Source organism: Aeromicrobium flavum (assembly GCF_007992115.1).
In the GTDB taxonomy this organism is placed as follows: domain Bacteria; phylum Actinomycetota; class Actinomycetes; order Propionibacteriales; family Nocardioidaceae; genus Aeromicrobium; species Aeromicrobium flavum.
Map to the genome: position 1 here is coordinate 1 of NZ_BJZQ01000020.1, position 16,120 is coordinate 16,120.

Here is a 16,120-nt window from a genome sequence, read left to right on the forward strand (position 1 = left end):
TGCCAAGGAAGCCGATCAGCACCCGGTGCTGACGCCCCTGCAGTCGCCTCGCTGACCTGACTCAGCGCAGCACGAGCCCCCGGATCATCGATCCGGGGGCTCTGTCGTCGTCCGGGCGCCTGTCAGGCCTTCGGCACCTGCACCCAGCGGTAGCCCGTGGGGTTGATGAGCAGGCCGCGCCCCGGCGGCACGGCGGCACCGACCGAGCGGGGGAGGCGGGCGTTGAGCACGTCACCGTCGTTGGACGCCCGCGGCGACAGGACCAGACCGGTGCGCCCCCGCTTGAGGTCGGACGGCAGGCCACGGTAGACCGCGCCCAGCTCGTCGATCCCGCCCGCGATGATCATCGCGTTCGCGGTGTCGCGCATCCCGCCGTACGTCTCGCCGAGCAGCTGACCCAGCGGCGAGTCCGCCCCCACCACCTCGAAGTCGTCGACGACCACCAGGTGCTGGGTGTTCAGCCGCGAGAGCGCCTCACGGATCTCCTCGAGGGGCTCGGAGCCGGTGAAGACCTGCAGGCGCTTGTCGTCGAGGTCGCGCAGCGGTGAGCGGCGCGGGGCGATGACCAGCACGTCGCGACGGGCGTACAGGTGCTGACCCACGGGGACGAGCAGGGCCGAGCTGCGACCCGAGCGCGGCGGGCCCGCCACGAGGAATCCCGGCCCCGTGGCGAGGGGGTCGAAGCCCTCGAGGCTGAGGGTGTCGCCGCCGACGCCGATCGGGATGAAGCTCGGGCTCAGGGCCGCGTCCGACGGCTCGAGGCCGAGCGCCTCGTCGAGGCTGATCGCGACGGGCAGCTCGTCGATGCGGTGCGGGCGCAGCCCGCGGGGGAGGTCGCCGTACCGCTCGGCGATGGTGCGGCCCAGCTCGTGGATCGCCCGGACCTGGGCGGTGCCCTCGCCGGAGGCGTCGATCATCGCGAACTGCACCTCCTGCGGGCGCTCGCCGGCGCGGAAGCCGCGGCCGGGCGGGATGTGCGCGGGCACCTGCTTGGTGGGCAGGCCCACGACGGAGAAGTCCGAGGGGTCGCTCATGGACAGCACGATGCGGTCGTCGACCAGGAGCGAGTAGCGCCCCAGGATGCCCGAGCGGTCGGCGCCGATCACGAGGCGGATGCCGGAGCCGACGCCCTCCTGGAGCAGGCCGACGAGACGCTCGAGCAGGACGCCGCCGTCGACGGACTCGAACGCGGTGGTGAATCCCTCGAGCCGGTCGAGCAGGACCACGAGGTACGGCATCCGCTCGGGACCGTCGACCGCCGCGCGCTGCTCGGCGATGTCGGCGAAGCCCTGCTCGGCCAGCGTCTGCTGGCGCTTCGTCAGCTCGCGGCCGAGGTGGTCGAACAGCCGGAAGATCCGGTCGATCTGCGTGCGGGTGACGACGGCGCCGACGTGCGGCAGCGACATGAGGGGCAGCAGGGCGTTGTTGCCGGCGTCGATGCCGAAGACGTGCACGTCGGTCGGCGCGGTCTGGCGGGCGATCGCGGCGGCCATCGTGCGCAGCGACCACGAGCGGCCCGAGCGCGACTGGCCCGCGATCACGAGGTGGCCGTCGCGCTGCAGGTCCCAGCTGGCGACCTCCTGCTGCTGCAGGTGCGGCAGGTCGCCGCGGCCGAAGACGATCGGGGGGATGTCGGCGCGGGCGCCGATGTCGGGAGCCGGCTCGACCTCGAGCTCGTGGAGCGTCAGCGTCTCGGGCAGCGGCGGCAGCCACGGCTTGCGCATGGGCGGGAGGCCGACGACGTCGTTGGCCTCGCGCAGCGCAGCGACGAGGGTCGCCAGGTCGGTGGGCACCGAGACGTCGTCCTCCTGGGCCTTCGCGGTGGGCGGCGCGACCAGTTCGTCCACTCCGAAGCCCCGCGAGCGCAGCTCGGCGCGCTCGTCGCCGGCGGGGCGGCCGCCGACGCGCGAGCTCTGGAACGGCGTGAGCGAGGAGTGGCCCAGGCGGGCGTACGCGCGGCCCGGGAACGACTTGGGGATCTCAGCGGCCACCTTCGACTCGATGACGTCGTCGGAGTCGTTCGCGTCGGTGACACGCAGGGCGATGCGCAGGTTGGTGTTGGACTTGATCTCGGCGTTGACCACGCCGGCGGGACGCTGGGTGGCGAGGATCAGGTGGACGCCGAGCGACCGGCCGCGCCGGGCGACGTCGACCAGGCCGGTGACGAAGTCGGGCAGCTCGGCGACGAGGGCCGCGAACTCGTCGATGATGATCAGCAGGCGCGGCATCGGCTCGTCGCCGGGCTTGCGCGCCGCCAGGTAGTCCTCGATGTCCTTCGCCGCGGCGTCGGCCAGCTGGTGCTCGCGGTAGCGCAGCTCGGCGCCCAGCGACTCGAGGGCGCGGGTCGTGAGGTGGCCGTCGAGGTCGGTGACCATGCCGACCGTGTGCGGCAGGTGCTGGCAGTCCATGAAGGCCGCGCCGCCCTTGTAGTCGATCAGCACGAAGTTGAACTCGTCCGGGCGGTTGCCCACCGCGAGCGACGCGATGATCGTCTGGAGCAGCTCGGACTTGCCCGAGCCGGTGGTGCCCGCGATGAGGCCGTGCGGTCCGTCGGCGCGGACGTCGATCCGGAACGGGCCGTCCAGTCCCTCGCCGATCACCGCCTGGGTCGTGCGGCCGCCGCCGGCCCAACGGCGCGCGAGCGCGTCGCCCGTGGGGGCGTCGAGTCCGAGCACGTCCAGCAGGCGGCTGGCGGCGGGCAGACTCGAGCTCAGGTCCTCGGTGCTGACGTCCCGGATGGGCGCCAGGGCCCGGCCGAGGCGCTCGAGCCAGCGCGGCTCGACGATGTCGCGTCGCACGCCGTCGATGTGCTTCTGGGCGGTCGTCTCGAGGTCGAGCAGGTCGCCCTTGAGCTCGATGACGGCGCGGCACTCCTCGGGCAGCTCGCGGGCCGTGCGGTCGAGGCAGACGAAGTAGACGTGGACGAACGCGCCCGACTTCAGCAGCGACGTCATGCCCGGCGCCATGCGCAGCTCGCGCGCGCCGTCGAGCACGACGACGACCGAGGGGAGCGCCTCGCGCTCGTCGGTGTCGAGCTCCTTGCGGCGGTCGACCAGCGCGGTGAGCTCGGCGATCATGCTCGAGCGGTCGTCCTCGTCGAAGGCGAGCCGCGCGGCGCGGCGGTGGTCCTCGCTCGTGCGCGCGTGCGGGAGCCACTTGACCCACTCCCAGGCCGGGGCGTTCTCGCGGTCGGTGAAGACCCACAGGGACGCGTCGGTGGGGGAGTGCAGCGCGGCGACCTGGGCGACGAGCCACGAGGTGGTGGTCAGGCAGTCCTCGCGGGTGCCGCACACGCCGAGCACCGCGGTCGGGGCGAGCGGCACGACGACGGGGACGTCCGGGGCGGTCCAGCGCAGCGGGCCCTCGTGCTGCTCGCGCGTCGGGTCCTTGACGATGACGTCGGAGGGCAGGTCGCTCGTGCCGAGCCGCAGCTCGAGGAAGTCGGGGTCCCACCGGCGACGCTCCCACAGTCGCGACCGCGGACCGGTGGCGAACAGCAGGACCGACGCGGGGTCGGGGTAGATGGAGCGCCGCTGGCCGCGCTCGTCGGTGATCGAGGCGACCGCCGCCTGCTCGATGTCGGCGCGGCGGCGGTGGAACTCGGCCAGCTGCTCCTGGTAGCGGACCTTCTGCTGGCGCCGGGTGCCCGTGGCGTTCAGCAGCATCATGATCGGCATCAGGATCATGAACATCAGCGAGAAGATCGAGCCGGTGCGCCAGTACATGAAGCCGCTCATCACCATCGGCGACAGCATCATGAGGACCGGGATGGGCGACTTCTCGGGCCGCTTCGGCTCGGACGGCAGCGAGAACTCGCGCATGCGCTCGGGCGGGTGCAGCCGCGGCGGTCGGTTGTAGTCGAGCTCGGGGCCGTTGGCCGACGGCGACAGGGAGGCGTCCGGCGCCTTGACGCCGCCCAGCTCGAACAGGACGTCGGCGACGCCGAGGACCATCCCCTCCGACCACGGCTTCGAGCCCGTGACCGGCTCGCGGTCGAGCCGGACGAGGGGCACCGGAGCACCGGGGTCGACCTGACGACCCTCCTGCAGCGCGCTGACTCCCGGGCGCTTGCGGCGGAAGCGACGCTGCGACCGGGTGGCGATGCTCGCCTCGAGCACGATCGGCTCGCCGGCGGGCTCGCGCCGGGGCGGCACGGGGAGCGTGACGCCGTGGGCGGACGCGTCGGCCGTCACCTCGACCCGGCCGTGGGCGTCGACCTCGAGCCGCGCGGCAACGTCGGGGGCGTGGGCGACCCGGATGGCGCAGTGCTCGGCCGAGCCCACCGTCCACGTGCCGATGCCCAGCCGGTGCACGCGCCCGGCGCCGCGGCCCGAGCTGAGGCGCACCTCGACGACACCCTGCGGCTCCTGCGCGCGGTGGCGGCTGGGTCCGCCCAGTCCGACGACGGCGCCGTGGCGGATCCCCGCGGTGGCGAGCGTCGCGTTCGGGTCGAGTCGGCGTCCGCCCAGGTACAGGCCGGGCCCGTGGCGATCGGTGCCACGGCGCGCATCGAGGTCGATGACGTCCGCGACGTCGGCGTGGGGACTGCGCTGGCCGAGGAGCTGCTGGAGCAGGGACTCGAGGTCACCGACCGTGCTCGTGGGGGAGTAGGCGACGATGGCATCGCGGCTGTCCCCCGACGAGGCCGCCTCCGCCGTGACGAGCAAGCGCATGGGTCACAGGGTAGAGGGTGGTCCGGTGGGGTTTCCCGGTGTGACGCAATCCTCTCCGCCGGTGCCCGGTGAGCAGGACGGGCCAGCCCGATCGGGCTAGACTGTGCTGGTTCCTGTGGGGGGCCACGCGAGGGACACGCATCACGGCCACCCCGGGAACGCACCACCAGTCTGCGAGGGGGAGCCCAGCTCATGTCGATGCGCACCAGCACCGAGTCGGTCAGCGACGCGGTCCAGGATCGTCAACGTGCCCGGACGGCACGCGGAGTGGGCGGTCGTGCCGCGCCCGGCGCCTCGCGCCCGGCACCGCCGCGTCGCCGCCGCCCGGCGTTCGCACTGCTCGGAGTCCTGCTGATCCTCGGCGGCGCCGCGCTCGCCGGACTCCTCGCGCTGCGGATGGACTCGCGCGACCCCGTCCTCGTGCTCCGGTCGGACGTGCCGGCCGGCACCGAGATCACGCGCGACCTCCTGGGTCAGACCAACGTGGCCTCGGACTCCGACCTGATCGTCCCGGTCGGCGCCCTGTCGAGCGTCCTGGGCACGTACAGCCGGGTCCCGCTCAATGAGGGTCAGCTGCTCGACACCTCGATGCTCGTGCGCACCAACCCCCTCGGCGGCGGCCGCGTGGCCGAGGTCGGCGTGCCCCTGGTCGAGGGCCGGGTGCCCGACGGCCTCGACTCCGGCGACCTCGTGCGCGTCGTCCGCATCGGCGAGAGCGGCGAGCCGGGAACGCCGTTGGCCCTCGCACTCGTGATCCAGCCCCCGGTCAGCTCCAGCGGCGGCGGTGTGCTGGGCGGCGGCGGCGACGCGAAGGGCTCGGCGGCGACGCTGCTGGTCCCGATCGAGGTCGCCGACGCGATCGTCGACGCGGCGGGCAACAACCGCATCGGCATGTCGCTCGTCGACCGTGGGGTGGCGGTGACCGACTCCGAGCGGCTCCGCAGCCTGGCGGGTGACCGATGACCCTCATCAGCTTCGTCTCGGCCAAGGGCTCTCCCGGCGTCAGCACCGCGGTCATCGGCCTCGCGGCCCGGTGGGGCGGTCCCGTCGTGGTCGCCGACCTCGACCCGATCGGCGGCGACGTGGCCACGCGTGAGCGCGACGCGGACGACCACGCCCTCGAGGAGCACCGCGGGCTGGTGTCCCTGGGCGCCGCGGTCCGCGCCGGCGACGAGGTCGACCTCGTCGACCACCTCCAGCAGACCCGCGACGGCGTCGACGTGCTCGTGGGCGCGTCCGGCCCGCGCCAGGCCCAGAGCCTCGGTCCCGCCTGGCCGCACCTGCAGCGCACGCTGCGCGCGTACCCCGGCGACGTCCTCGTCGACGCCGGCCGCTTCGTGGCCGGCTCGCCGGCCGGTCCGGTCGTGGAGGGCTCCGACGCCGTCATCTTCCTGGTCCGCTCCGAGATCGCGGCCGTGGCGCACCTGCGCGACCGCCTCACGACGGTGCGCGAGCCGTGGGCCCTCGGGCGTCCGGGCTCGACGGCCGTCGGCGTCATCGTGGTCGGCGATCCTCGCGACCAGCGGGCCGTCGACGACATCGGCCGCCTGCTCGCGTCCTCCGAGCTCGACGTCACGATGCTCGGCACCATCGCCCACGACCCGAAGGTGGTCCTGCGCGGCCCGGCGTCGTCGTCGCGCGCCGTGCTGAGGTCGGTGTTCTCGCGGTCGCTCGTCGACATCGTTCCCCGCATCCGGGCCTTCGCGGCTCCGTCGGCCGTCGGACAGGAGATCTGATGGACCAGCAGCTGCTGCGCGCCCTGCGCGAAGAGGTCGCCGACACGCTGGCCCGCCAGCGTCGTGAGGACGCCGCCGCCGGCCTGCCGGCCATGTCCAGCGAGGACGAGCGCCAGTTCGCCCGGGCGATCATCGCCCGCGTGCTGGAGTCGTACGCGCGCCAGGAGATCGCGGCCGGCCGCACGCCGCTGTCGCACGCCGAGGAGGCCGAGCTGGCCGACGGCATCCACGCCGCGCTGTACGGCGTGGGCCGTCTCCAGCCGCTCCTGGACGACCCCGAGGTCGAGAACATCGACATCAACGGGTGCGACAACGTCTTCGTCGGCTACTCCAACGGCGAGGAGAAGCGAATGCCTCCCGTCGCGGACAGCGACGACGAGCTCGTCGAGCTGGTGCAGGTCCTGGGCGCCTACTCCGGCCTGACCAGCCGCCCGTTCGACACCGCCAACCCGCAGCTCGACCTGCGCCTGCCCGACGGCAGCCGTCTCTCGGCCGTCATGGGCGTCACGCAGCGTCCCTCGCTGTCGATCCGTCGCTCGCGCCTGAGCCGGGTCTCGCTCGACATGCTGGTCGAGAGCGGCACCATGACGCCCGAGCTGGCCTCGTTCCTGTCCGCCGCCGTGGCCGCGCGCAAGAACATCATGATCGCGGGCGCGACGAACGCCGGAAAGACCACGCTGCTGCGTGCGCTGGCCAACGAGATCCCGTCGCAGGAGCGCCTCATCACGGTCGAGCGCGCGCTGGAGCTGGGCCTGGGCGAGTTCCCCGACCTGCACCCCAACGTCGTGGCATTCGAGGAGCGGCTGCCCAACTCCGAGGGCCAGGGCGCGATCCAGATGTCCGAGCTCGTGCGCCGGTCGCTGCGCATGAACCCCAGCCGCGTCATCGTCGGCGAGGTGCTCGGCGACGAGATCGTCACGATGCTCAACGCGATGAGCCAGGGCAACGACGGCTCGCTGTCGACCATCCACGCGAACTCCTCGCTCGAGGTGTTCAACCGCATCTGCACGTACGCGATCCAGTCCAAGGAGCGGTTGCCCGCCGACGCCACGATGATGCTCATCGCCGGCGCCATCGACTTCGTGATCTTCGTGCAGCGACGCAACGAGTACAGCAGCGGCGGCGCCCTGCGCCGTGTCATCACGTCGGTGCGCGAGGTCAACGGCGTCGACGGCCAGGTGCTCTCCAGCGAGGTCTTCGCCGAGGGTCCCGACGGCGTCGCCCACGCGGCCGCGGCGGTCAGCTGCATCGAGGACCTGCAGGTCCACGGCTACCGTCCCACGGCGTACGAGGGTCAGGCGTACTGATGGGCTCGCAGGCGATGCTCGTCACGCTCCTCGGCGCCGTGATCGGCGCCGGGGTGCTGCTGCTCGTGATGGGCCTGTCCGACCACGAGCCCTCGCCCGTGCGCTCCGGCCCCTCGCTGCGCGACCGGATCCAGGGCAACGCCCGGCGCGCCCTCATCGGCGTGGGAGTCGGCCTGCTGATCCTGCTGCTCACGTCGTGGCCCGTCCTGGCCATCGCGGTCGGCCTGCTGGTGTGGTTCTCGCCGATGCTGTTCGGCGGCCTCGCCAGCGAGAAGCGCGCGATGGCGCGCCTGGAGGGCCTCGCGGCCTGGACCGAGTCGCTGCGCGACACGATCGCCGGCGCCGTCGGCTTGGAGCAGGCGATCCCGGCCACCGCGTACGCCGCGTCGCCGGCGATCCAGCCGGCGCTGATCCGGCTCACCGACCGGCTCCGCGTCCGCACCAACCTCTCCACCGCGCTGCAGGGCTTCGCGGACGACATCGACGACCCCAGCGCCGACCTCATCGTCGCGACGCTGATCCTCAACTCGCGCCTGCGCGGACCGGGCCTGCGCGAGGTCCTGACGTCGCTGGCGAAGTCCGCCCGAGCCGATCTCGACATGCGCCGGCGGATCGGCGCCAGCCGGTCCAGCACGCGCCGCAGCGTGCAGATCGTCATGGGCGTCACGGTCGTGTTCGTCCTGGGCCTGTCGATCTTCAACCGGTCGTACGTCGAGCCCTACTCCACCCCGATCGGACAGCTCGTCCTGCTCGTGGTCATCGGCCTGTTCGCGGCCGGCTTCATCTGGATGCGCCGCCTGTCGGAGTACGAGATGCCCGAGCGGTTCCTGCTGGGCAAGGTGGAGGCGCCATGACCCTCATCCTGCTGTGCGGCGCCGTGGCCGGCGCCGGCGTCTGGCTGCTGCTGAGCCGCTCGCCCGCGTTCGGCGCCACCGCCGCGTCCGAGCTGGCGCGCCTCGACACCCAGCGCCGTCGTGGCGTGCGGCCCTCGCTCGTCGCGGCCGAGGACGACTCGCGCTCGCTGCGGTTCGGCACCCGCGTGGCGTCCTACCTGAACGCGCGCGGGATCGAGCTGCCCGCGGGGATCCGCTCGGACCTGTCGGTGCTGAACCGCTCGGTCGAGAGCCACCTCGGCTCGACGCTGATCGCCGGCATCGTGGGGGCGTTCGCGCCCGCGATCGCCCTGGCGCCGCTGATGTTCATCGGCGCGGTCAGCCCGGTCCTGCCGCTGTGGCTCGCGATCCTGGGCGCCCTGCTGGGCATGGTGGTCGGGCAGCTGCAGCTGCACTCGGAGGCCGTCGACCGCCGGCGCGACTTCCGCCACGTCGTCAGCGCGTTCCTGGACCTGGTGTCGATGAACCTCGCCGGCGGCCGGGGCGTGCCCGAGGCCCTCACGGCCGCGGCCGGCGTCAGTCAGGGCTGGGGCATGGTCCGGCTGCGCGAGACCATCGAGAACGCCCGCCTGCAGGGCGTCACCCCCTGGGCGGCCCTCGGACGCCTCGGCGACGAGATGAAGGTCGAGGAGCTGCGCGACCTCGCCGCCGCGCTCGCCCTGGTCGCCGAGGACGGCGCCAAGGTGCGCGACTCCCTGACCGCCCGCGCGTCCTCGATGCGCCAGCGCGAGCTGGCCGACTCCGAGAGCCGGGCGCAGGAGCGCTCGCAGTCCATGCTCGTGGCCCAGCTGCTGCTGGCGTCGGGCTTCCTCGTCTTCCTGATCTACCCTGCGCTGTCCGGCATCGCAGGGCTGTAAGTCCACCGCACCACGAAGGAGAAGAACCATGGTCCATCCCGCACTCGGATACCTCGTCACCCTGCTGGGTGCCCGCCTCGACAAGGCGCGCCGCGAAGAGGGCGCCTCGGCCGTCGAGTGGGTCGTCATCGCCGCCGTGCTCGTGGGCATCTGCACCGCGGTCGGCGTCATCCTCACCACCGCCCTGCGTGACGAGGCCACCAACATCGGCAACGACATCCAGAGCCCCTGATCTGATGCGTTCTCGGGCACGGGATGAGCGGGGGGCCAGCGCGATCGAGCTGGTGCTCTACACACCCCTGCTCATGATCACGATGATCATCACGATCCAGTTCTCGCTGACCTACCTGGCGAAGCAGTCCGCGAGCGCCGCCGCCCGCGAGGCCGCCCGCACGGCGCGCGTCACCGACAGCGCCGAGGCCGGTCGGGTGAAGGGCGTCAACTCGGCCAACACGCTGGGCCAGGGCGTGCTGCAGAACCCCCAGGTGCAGGTGCAGCGGGTCGGCGACTCGATGCGCGCGACGGTGTCCGGCCGTGCCCACCAGCTGCTGCCGTTCCTGGAGTCGCCTCGCGTGCGCGAGATCGCGCAGGGCCGGGTCGAGGAGTTCGAGGCGGACACGCCATGACCCTGTCCCGCCGTCCGCGCCTCGAGCGCGGCTCGATGTCGGTCGAGGTCGTGCTCATGGTGCCGATCCTCGTCCTGTTCCTGCTGCTGGTGCTCATGGGCGGTCGCTACGTCACCGTGCGCGCCGACATCGAGTCCGCCGCCCGCGACGCGGCCCGGGCGGCCTCGTTCGAGCGCACCGAGCCGGCGGCCCGCCAGGCCGCCTACGACGCCGCGAACGCCAGCGACATGGACGACCGCTTCTCCTCGTGCGTCGTCCCCAGCATCCAGGGTCCGTTCGAGGCCGGCGGCGTCGTGACCGTCACGGTGCGGTGCACCGTCTCGAACCGAGGACTCACACCCCTGGGCGTGCGTGGCACCGAGACGTTCGAAGCCACCAGCAGCGCCCCGATCGACCGATACCGGAGGTTCGGATGACCCGCCGTGAGCGTGGCAGTGCCACGATCTTCGTCCTGGGCATGTCGCTCGTGCTGATGCTGTGCGCCGGTCTGGTGATCGACGGCGGCATGGGCATCAACGCCCGCATGCGCGTCGCCGACGACGCCGAGCAGGCCGCGCGGGCCGGCGCCAACGCCGTCGACCTGGCGCAGCTGCGCAGCGGGGGAGCCCTGGCGATCGACCCGGGCCTGGCCCGGATGTACGCGCTGGACTTCCTCAACGCCCGCGGCTACGGGGCGGGCGCCTACGACGTCAATGTCACCGGCAACTCCGTGCAGGTCGTCGTCACCGACACCAGCGACACGACCCTGCTCAAGCTCATCGGCATCAACCAGTACCCGGTCAGGGCGGAAGCCACGGCGACCGCGGCCACCTCCTGAACCTCCCCGAGGAGATCTCCCATGACGGACCCCACCACGACGCCGGACGCCAGCCGATTCGAGACGCTGGCGCCGCCGCCGCCCCCTGAGGGCTCCTCGGTCGTGTCGCGGATCGGGGCCGCGCTGGCGCTGGTCGGGCTGCTCATCGGCCTGCCGGTCGCCCTCGTGCTGCTGGGTGGCTCGCCGCCGATCCCCACCGAGCTGCCCGCGCTGCGCGACCTCGCCCGTCAGCTCGGTCCGGAGGACCTCGTCACGGTCCTGGTCGGCATCGTGTGGCTGCTCTGGCTCGTCTTCGTGGTGTGCGTCGTGCTCGAGATCATCGCCACCCGCCGCGGCGGCCTCGCCCGCACGGTCCCGCTGGCAGGTCCGTTGCAGCACCTGGCGCGAGCCCTCATCGGCGGCCTGCTGGTGACGGGCCTGGTCGCCGGTCCGGCCGGTGCCGCCACCGGTCCGTCGCAGTCCGACCTGGCTCCTGCCACCACTCCCGTCGCCACCGCCACCGTCGACTCGGCCGCGCCCGCGCCCGCCGAGAAGCCGTCTCGCGCCGACCGCGTCGCCGACCGGATCGCCGGCGAGCTCGTCTACACCGTCAAGGCGCCCAAGGAGGGCTACCACGACAACCTCTGGGACATCGCCGAGCGGCACCTGGGCGACGGCTTCCGCTACAAGGAGATCTACGAGCTCAACAAGGACAAGGTGCAGGTCGACGGCCGCAAGCTCGAGCTGGCGCGGCTGATCCAGCCGGGCTGGCAGCTGGTCATGCCGGCCGATGCGGTCGGCGTCGACAAGGTGCCCGCGCAGCAGGCTCCGGTCACGCCGCCGCCGTCCGGTTCGTCCGGTGGCGGGGGAGCGCAGGCGGGCGGCGCCGCCGACGCGGAGATGTCCGTCACCCAGGTCGACTCCGAGTCCACCGCGTGGTGGATGGGCGCCGGCCTGCTGGCCAGCGGCCTGCTCGGAGCGCTGGCGGTCTCGCGCCGTCGCCGCCCCGGTGGCGAGCCCGACGACGCGGCCAAGGAGACCGAGGCCGACCTGCGGCTCGCGGCCGATCCCGAGCGCGCCGCCGTCCTCGAGGCCGTGCTGCGCGACCTCGCCTCGTCCTGCGAGCGGGCGGGCGTCCCCGTCCCGGCGGCGTACGCGGCCGTCGTGGGTCACGACGAGGTCGAGCTGCACCTGGCGCCGGCCGTGCCCGAGGCCGTCGAGGGCTGGGAGGCCGTCGACGGCGGAGCGATGTGGCGGTCCACGCAGGACCTCGCCGCGATCGAGTCCAGCGCCGACGTCGATCCGGCGTACCCCTCGCTGGTCAGCCTCGGCGTCGACACCGACGGCCGCGACGTCCTGGTCGACCTCGCGTCGTCGGGCGGCCTCATCACCATCGGCGGCGACCTGCACGTCAGCAGTGAGATCGTCACGTCGCTGGCGCTGCAGGCGGCCGTCAGCCCGTGGTCGCGGTCCGTCCAGGTGGTGGCCACCGGTCTCCCTCCGGCCGTCGCCTCGGTCGCCGAGCGGATCTCGCTCGTCGCCGACGTCGAGGCCGCCGCGGGCGAGATCGAGGCCGCGCGCGAGCAGGACGTCCTCACGGGGCGCCAGTTCGACGACCAGGTCACGGTCCTGGCCGTGGGCAGTCAGGTGCCCGGCTTCGCGATGGAGCGCCTCGCCACGCTCGCCGGCTCCCGGCCCGGCCTGGCGGCGGTCGCGATCGGCGACCACGAGGCCGCCCGTTGGCGCCTGCACGTCGACGAGCACGGCACGCTGCACGTCCCGCAGCTCGGGCTCGCCGTCACCGCCAACCGGATCGGGGCGCACCATGCCGAGTCCGTGGCGTCGCTGTTCGCCTCCGCGGGGCTCACGACGCGTCCCGACGACGGCGATCGCCTCCCGATCTCCCTGCCCCGCCGCGACGCCGACGACGCCGCCTGGCTCACCGCCACGAGTCGCGTGGGCGTGCTCGGGCCGGTGCTGGTCGACGGTCCGGGCGAGCAGACCGAGCGTCGTGCCGCCGTGCTCACCGAGATCGTGGCCTTCCTGGCCCTGCACCCCGAGGGCGTGCACCCGACGGTGCTGGCCGGTGCGGTGTGGCCGCTCGGCGTCACCCCCGAGGTGCGCGACGCCAACATCGAGCGCGCCCGCGTGTGGCTCGGCACCGACCGCGAGGGCGGTCACCGCCTGCGCGAGACCCTCGACGGGCGTCTGTCGCTCGGCCCGGACGTCGTGTGCGACTGGGACGCGTTCCGCCACCTGGTGATCGCCAGCCGCCGGGCCGACTTCCCGCGCGACGAGATCGACCTGCTGCGCCGAGCGCTCAAGCTCGTCCGCGGGCCGGCCTTCGAGGACGCGCCGCGCGGTCGCTACGCCTGGGTGGCCACGCTCGACCTGCCGCGGACGATGGGCGAGCTCGTCATCGACGCGGCGATGCGACTCGCGCAGCTCATGCAGAACGGCGGCGACCCCGCCGGCGCTGCGGCCGCTGCCGGTGCGGTGCTGCGGGTCTACCCGACGCACGAGGAGGCGTGGCGCATCGTGCTGCGCGCACGTCACGCGGCCGGCGGCACCGCCGGTGTCGCGGCGGCGGTCGATCAGCTCGAGGCCGCGCTCGCGGGCGAGCCGATGGATCCGACGACGGCGACGCTGGTCGACGAGCTGCTGCCGGGGGCGGGCTCGCAGATCTCCTGATCAGCGGACGCTGACCTCGCGGTTCTCGGGGTCGACCGGGTCGCGCTTGACGGTCCAGCCGTCGGCGTCGAGGTCGTCGGCGATCTCGCCGGTCAGCCGGTGGACCGCAGCGGCTTCGGTCGTGACGTGCACCGTGTCGCTGGGATCGAGACCGCTGTCCTCCTGACCCGGGACGCAGTCCGGGCTCTCGTCGAACCTCACCTCGGGAGAGGAGCCGACGCGCACGGCGAGGTCGTCGACCATCGTCCGCAGCTCGGTCGCTCGGGCCTCCGCCCGCTCTTCGAGCTCGGCTTCGCTCTCACCGCAGCCGGACAGGAGCGCGACGCCGATCAGCCAGCACCACGGCCAGGCGCCTCACTTCACGCAGCCCCCGGAGCCGCCGACCGATGCACGCCCGTCGGACTCGCTGATCTTCGCGCCCATCGTGAAGGTGTCCTTGGCGAATCGGACGCTGACGACCTGGTTCTCGGGGTCGACCGGGTCGACCTTGACCTCCCAGCCCTCGGCCGCGAAATGGTCGGAGATCTCACCGCGGAGCCGGTCGGCGGCGCCGTCGTCGACGGCCACGCGCACCGTGTAGGACAGGTCGATGCCGCTGTCCTCCCGGCCCGGGACACAGTCGCCCATCTCGTCCTGCACGACCTCGGGGGCGGTGCCGACGCGGGCCGCGAGATCGTCGACGAACCCGCGCGCCTTCGCGGCGCGGGCCTCTGCGCGTTCCTGCAACTCCATGTCGTCCTCCTTGCCGCACCCTGCCAGGACGATCCCGCAGAGCATGAGTGCCACCACCATGCGCCTCATTCGATGTCGATCCGTTCGCCGTCGTCACGCCAGCCGTCCTGGATGACGACGGGCGGCCCCTGGTAGGTCTGGATGTACTCGTAGTTCGGCGACCGGTACGTCTCGACGACGCCGCCGGTGAAGACCTCGTACATGTTCTCCCAGGCGTCGCTGTGCTCCTGGAAGACCCGGGTGTGGGCGTCGAGCCCGGTGTTCGGCTCGCCGTCGACCGTGTCGCCGGTGTGCAGGCGGGTCGTGCCGTCGAACGTGTCGGGATCGGCGCCGTGACCGATGTTGTCGCCTGCCTGCGTGCCCTGCGAGAGCGAGATCGGGTCGTCGGGCGCGGTCATCGAGTAGCGGTCGACGTTCCGTTGGGAGGCGGGAAGGTCGCCCGGCTCGTGGACGTCGTGGCCCATGCCGGCGGACTCGATGTGCAGGACCCGGTCCGCGACCAGGCCGGCCAGCTCCGACCGGCCGACGACGGCGCCGCCGTAGGAGTGGCCGGCGACCGCGACCTCCGGGTCCGACGCGCTCGAGCGCTGGATCTCGAGGTCGAGGTCGCGCGAGAACTCGGCCAGGCGGGGGCCGAGGTCCTTGCTGTAGTTCGCGAACGGGGCGTCGCTGACCACGCCGTCGGGCAGGTCGCCACCCATCCACGAGATCATCGTCAGGCCACCGGTGGGGTCGTTCGCCGCGAACTGCCGCGAGCGCCGGGCGACGCCGCCCTCGTAGTTCGACAGATCGGTGCCGGTGCCCGGCACGAGGACGCCGACGTTGTTCGTCCGGGAGTCGATCGTGCCGTGCATCTCGGCGATCGCGCCGTCGCCGGCCGGGTCGAAGTACACGATCGTGCGCTTGTCGTCCAGGATCGACTCGTAGAGCGCGATGCGGTCCTCGAGGTCGCCGATCGGCCCCTCGAGGTCGTCGTTGTTGCGACCGAGGAAGTCCCAGTCGCCCTGGTTCTCCTCGTGCTGGTCGCGCAGGCCGGCGAGCTCGGACCGCTCGGCGGCGAGGGCCGCGACCACGTTGACGGTGTTGGCGTGGGCCCGGTTCGCGAACGGCACGCCCGACATGTTGCCGACGAGCGACGGGTAGGTCATCGCGAGGATCGCGGCCTGGTCGGGGGAGAGGCCGGCGAAGAGGTCGCGGGCGTCCAGCTTGCGCTGGTCCAGCACGGCGCCGGCGCCGCCGGGTGACGTCATGAAGGGCTGCGTGAGCCCCAGCAGTGTCCCGGCGGGCCCCGACCCGGACGGGCGGGTGTTCTGCAGGGCGGTGGCCACCTCGGGGTGGTCGATGATGAACTGCCGCAGCTCGGTGGCCGTCATGGCCGACCCCGGCGGCAGCTCGCGACCGACGGATCCGAGGGTGAGCAGCAGGGCGTGCAGCTCGTCGCCCTCGAGCCCGGTCGCCTCGACGAAGCCGGGGCCGAAGGTCTGGTCGGCCACCGTCTCGAGCATCGTGGACGGGTCCCACCCGGTGTCGGGCACGGTGACGGTTGTGGTGCCGTCGCCGTCGGCGTCCAGCAGGAGGGCGACGACGGAGAGCTCACGCAGCATCGGCAGCTGCTCGTGGAGCCAGGTGGCCTTCGCCGGCAGCCCCGAGAGGCTGGGCAGCGCGATCGGCGACGCGGCGTTGGCGGCACGGACCTCGGCATCGATCGCCTCGGCCAGCCGCCGGATCGCCTGCGCGGCGTTCAGCAGCCGGGCGTGTTGCAGCTCGACCTTCACCCGTCCCCCCTCGGTCCGTGTCCGGCCAATGTAG

Annotated in this window: 14 protein-coding genes; 10 read left to right on the top strand and 4 right to left on the bottom strand. The window is 73.0% G+C overall.

Going from position 1 to position 16,120, the window contains the following annotated elements:
* Positions 1-122: 122 nt before the first annotated feature.
* Positions 123-4,673 carry an FtsK/SpoIIIE domain-containing protein gene (locus AFL01nite_RS14050; RefSeq protein ID WP_146828453.1) on the bottom strand — a complete coding sequence of 1,517 codons (4,551 nt, stop codon included), beginning with the start codon at positions 4,671-4,673 and terminating at the stop codon, positions 123-125.
* A 198-nt stretch (positions 4,674-4,871) separates the two neighbouring features.
* On the opposite strand from AFL01nite_RS14050, the gene AFL01nite_RS14055 reads away from it, so the two are divergent.
* From AFL01nite_RS14055 to AFL01nite_RS14100, 10 genes are read left to right on the top strand one after another with little or no spacing between them, the layout of a single operon-like run.
* Positions 4,872-5,636: an SAF domain-containing protein gene (locus AFL01nite_RS14055; protein ID WP_146828455.1), complete on the top strand. Its 765-nt coding sequence runs from the start codon at positions 4,872-4,874 to the stop codon at positions 5,634-5,636.
* Positions 5,633-6,409 carry a CpaE/TadZ family protein gene (locus AFL01nite_RS14060; protein ID WP_146828457.1) on the top strand — a complete coding sequence of 259 codons (777 nt, stop codon included), beginning with the start codon at positions 5,633-5,635 and terminating at the stop codon, positions 6,407-6,409. Before AFL01nite_RS14055 ends, AFL01nite_RS14060 begins: the two co-directional genes overlap by 4 nt.
* Complete coding sequence (locus AFL01nite_RS14065; protein ID WP_146828459.1) at positions 6,409-7,716, top strand: TadA family conjugal transfer-associated ATPase; 1,308 nt, start codon at positions 6,409-6,411, stop codon at positions 7,714-7,716. The genes AFL01nite_RS14060 and AFL01nite_RS14065 overlap by 1 nt, the downstream gene beginning before the upstream one ends.
* Positions 7,716-8,570 (top strand): type II secretion system F family protein, encoded by an 855-nt coding sequence (locus tag AFL01nite_RS14070; protein WP_146828461.1) that lies wholly within the window; start codon positions 7,716-7,718, stop codon positions 8,568-8,570. The genes AFL01nite_RS14065 and AFL01nite_RS14070 overlap by 1 nt, the downstream gene beginning before the upstream one ends.
* Entirely contained in the window at positions 8,567-9,466 is a 900-nt protein-coding gene (locus AFL01nite_RS14075) for a type II secretion system F family protein (protein WP_146828463.1), read from the top strand. The genes AFL01nite_RS14070 and AFL01nite_RS14075 overlap by 4 nt, the downstream gene beginning before the upstream one ends.
* Before the next feature lie 28 nt (positions 9,467-9,494).
* Entirely contained in the window at positions 9,495-9,698 is a 204-nt protein-coding gene (locus tag AFL01nite_RS14080) for a Flp family type IVb pilin (RefSeq protein ID WP_146828465.1), read from the top strand.
* Between the two features lie 4 nt (positions 9,699-9,702).
* Positions 9,703-10,092, top strand: a complete 390-nt coding sequence (locus AFL01nite_RS14085; RefSeq protein ID WP_146828467.1) for a TadE/TadG family type IV pilus assembly protein — start codon at positions 9,703-9,705, stop codon at positions 10,090-10,092.
* The gene (locus AFL01nite_RS14090) at positions 10,089-10,508 is read left to right on the top strand and encodes a TadE/TadG family type IV pilus assembly protein (RefSeq protein ID WP_146828469.1); all 420 of its coding nucleotides are present in this window, start codon (positions 10,089-10,091) and stop codon (positions 10,506-10,508) included. Before AFL01nite_RS14085 ends, AFL01nite_RS14090 begins: the two co-directional genes overlap by 4 nt.
* On the top strand, positions 10,505-10,909 hold the full coding sequence (locus AFL01nite_RS14095; RefSeq protein WP_146828471.1) for a TadE/TadG family type IV pilus assembly protein: 405 nt from the start codon (positions 10,505-10,507) through the stop codon (positions 10,907-10,909). The genes AFL01nite_RS14090 and AFL01nite_RS14095 overlap by 4 nt, the downstream gene beginning before the upstream one ends.
* Positions 10,910-10,930: 21 nt before the next feature.
* Positions 10,931-13,579 carry an AfsR/SARP family transcriptional regulator gene (locus AFL01nite_RS14100; protein WP_146828473.1) on the top strand — a complete coding sequence of 883 codons (2,649 nt, stop codon included), beginning with the start codon at positions 10,931-10,933 and terminating at the stop codon, positions 13,577-13,579.
* Here the strand turns inward: AFL01nite_RS14100 and AFL01nite_RS14105 are convergent, their stop codons facing one another.
* The 3 genes from AFL01nite_RS14105 to AFL01nite_RS14115 form a co-directional block, all read right to left on the bottom strand.
* Positions 13,580-13,822: a hypothetical protein gene (locus AFL01nite_RS14105; protein ID WP_146828475.1), complete on the bottom strand. Its 243-nt coding sequence runs from the start codon at positions 13,820-13,822 to the stop codon at positions 13,580-13,582.
* A 111-nt stretch (positions 13,823-13,933) separates the two neighbouring features.
* The gene (locus tag AFL01nite_RS14110) at positions 13,934-14,371 is read right to left on the bottom strand and encodes a hypothetical protein (protein WP_146828477.1); all 438 of its coding nucleotides are present in this window, start codon (positions 14,369-14,371) and stop codon (positions 13,934-13,936) included.
* Between the two features lie 5 nt (positions 14,372-14,376).
* Positions 14,377-16,086 (bottom strand): alpha/beta hydrolase, encoded by a 1,710-nt coding sequence (locus tag AFL01nite_RS14115; protein ID WP_146828479.1) that lies wholly within the window; start codon positions 16,084-16,086, stop codon positions 14,377-14,379.
* Between the last annotated feature and the right edge of the window lie 34 nt (positions 16,087-16,120).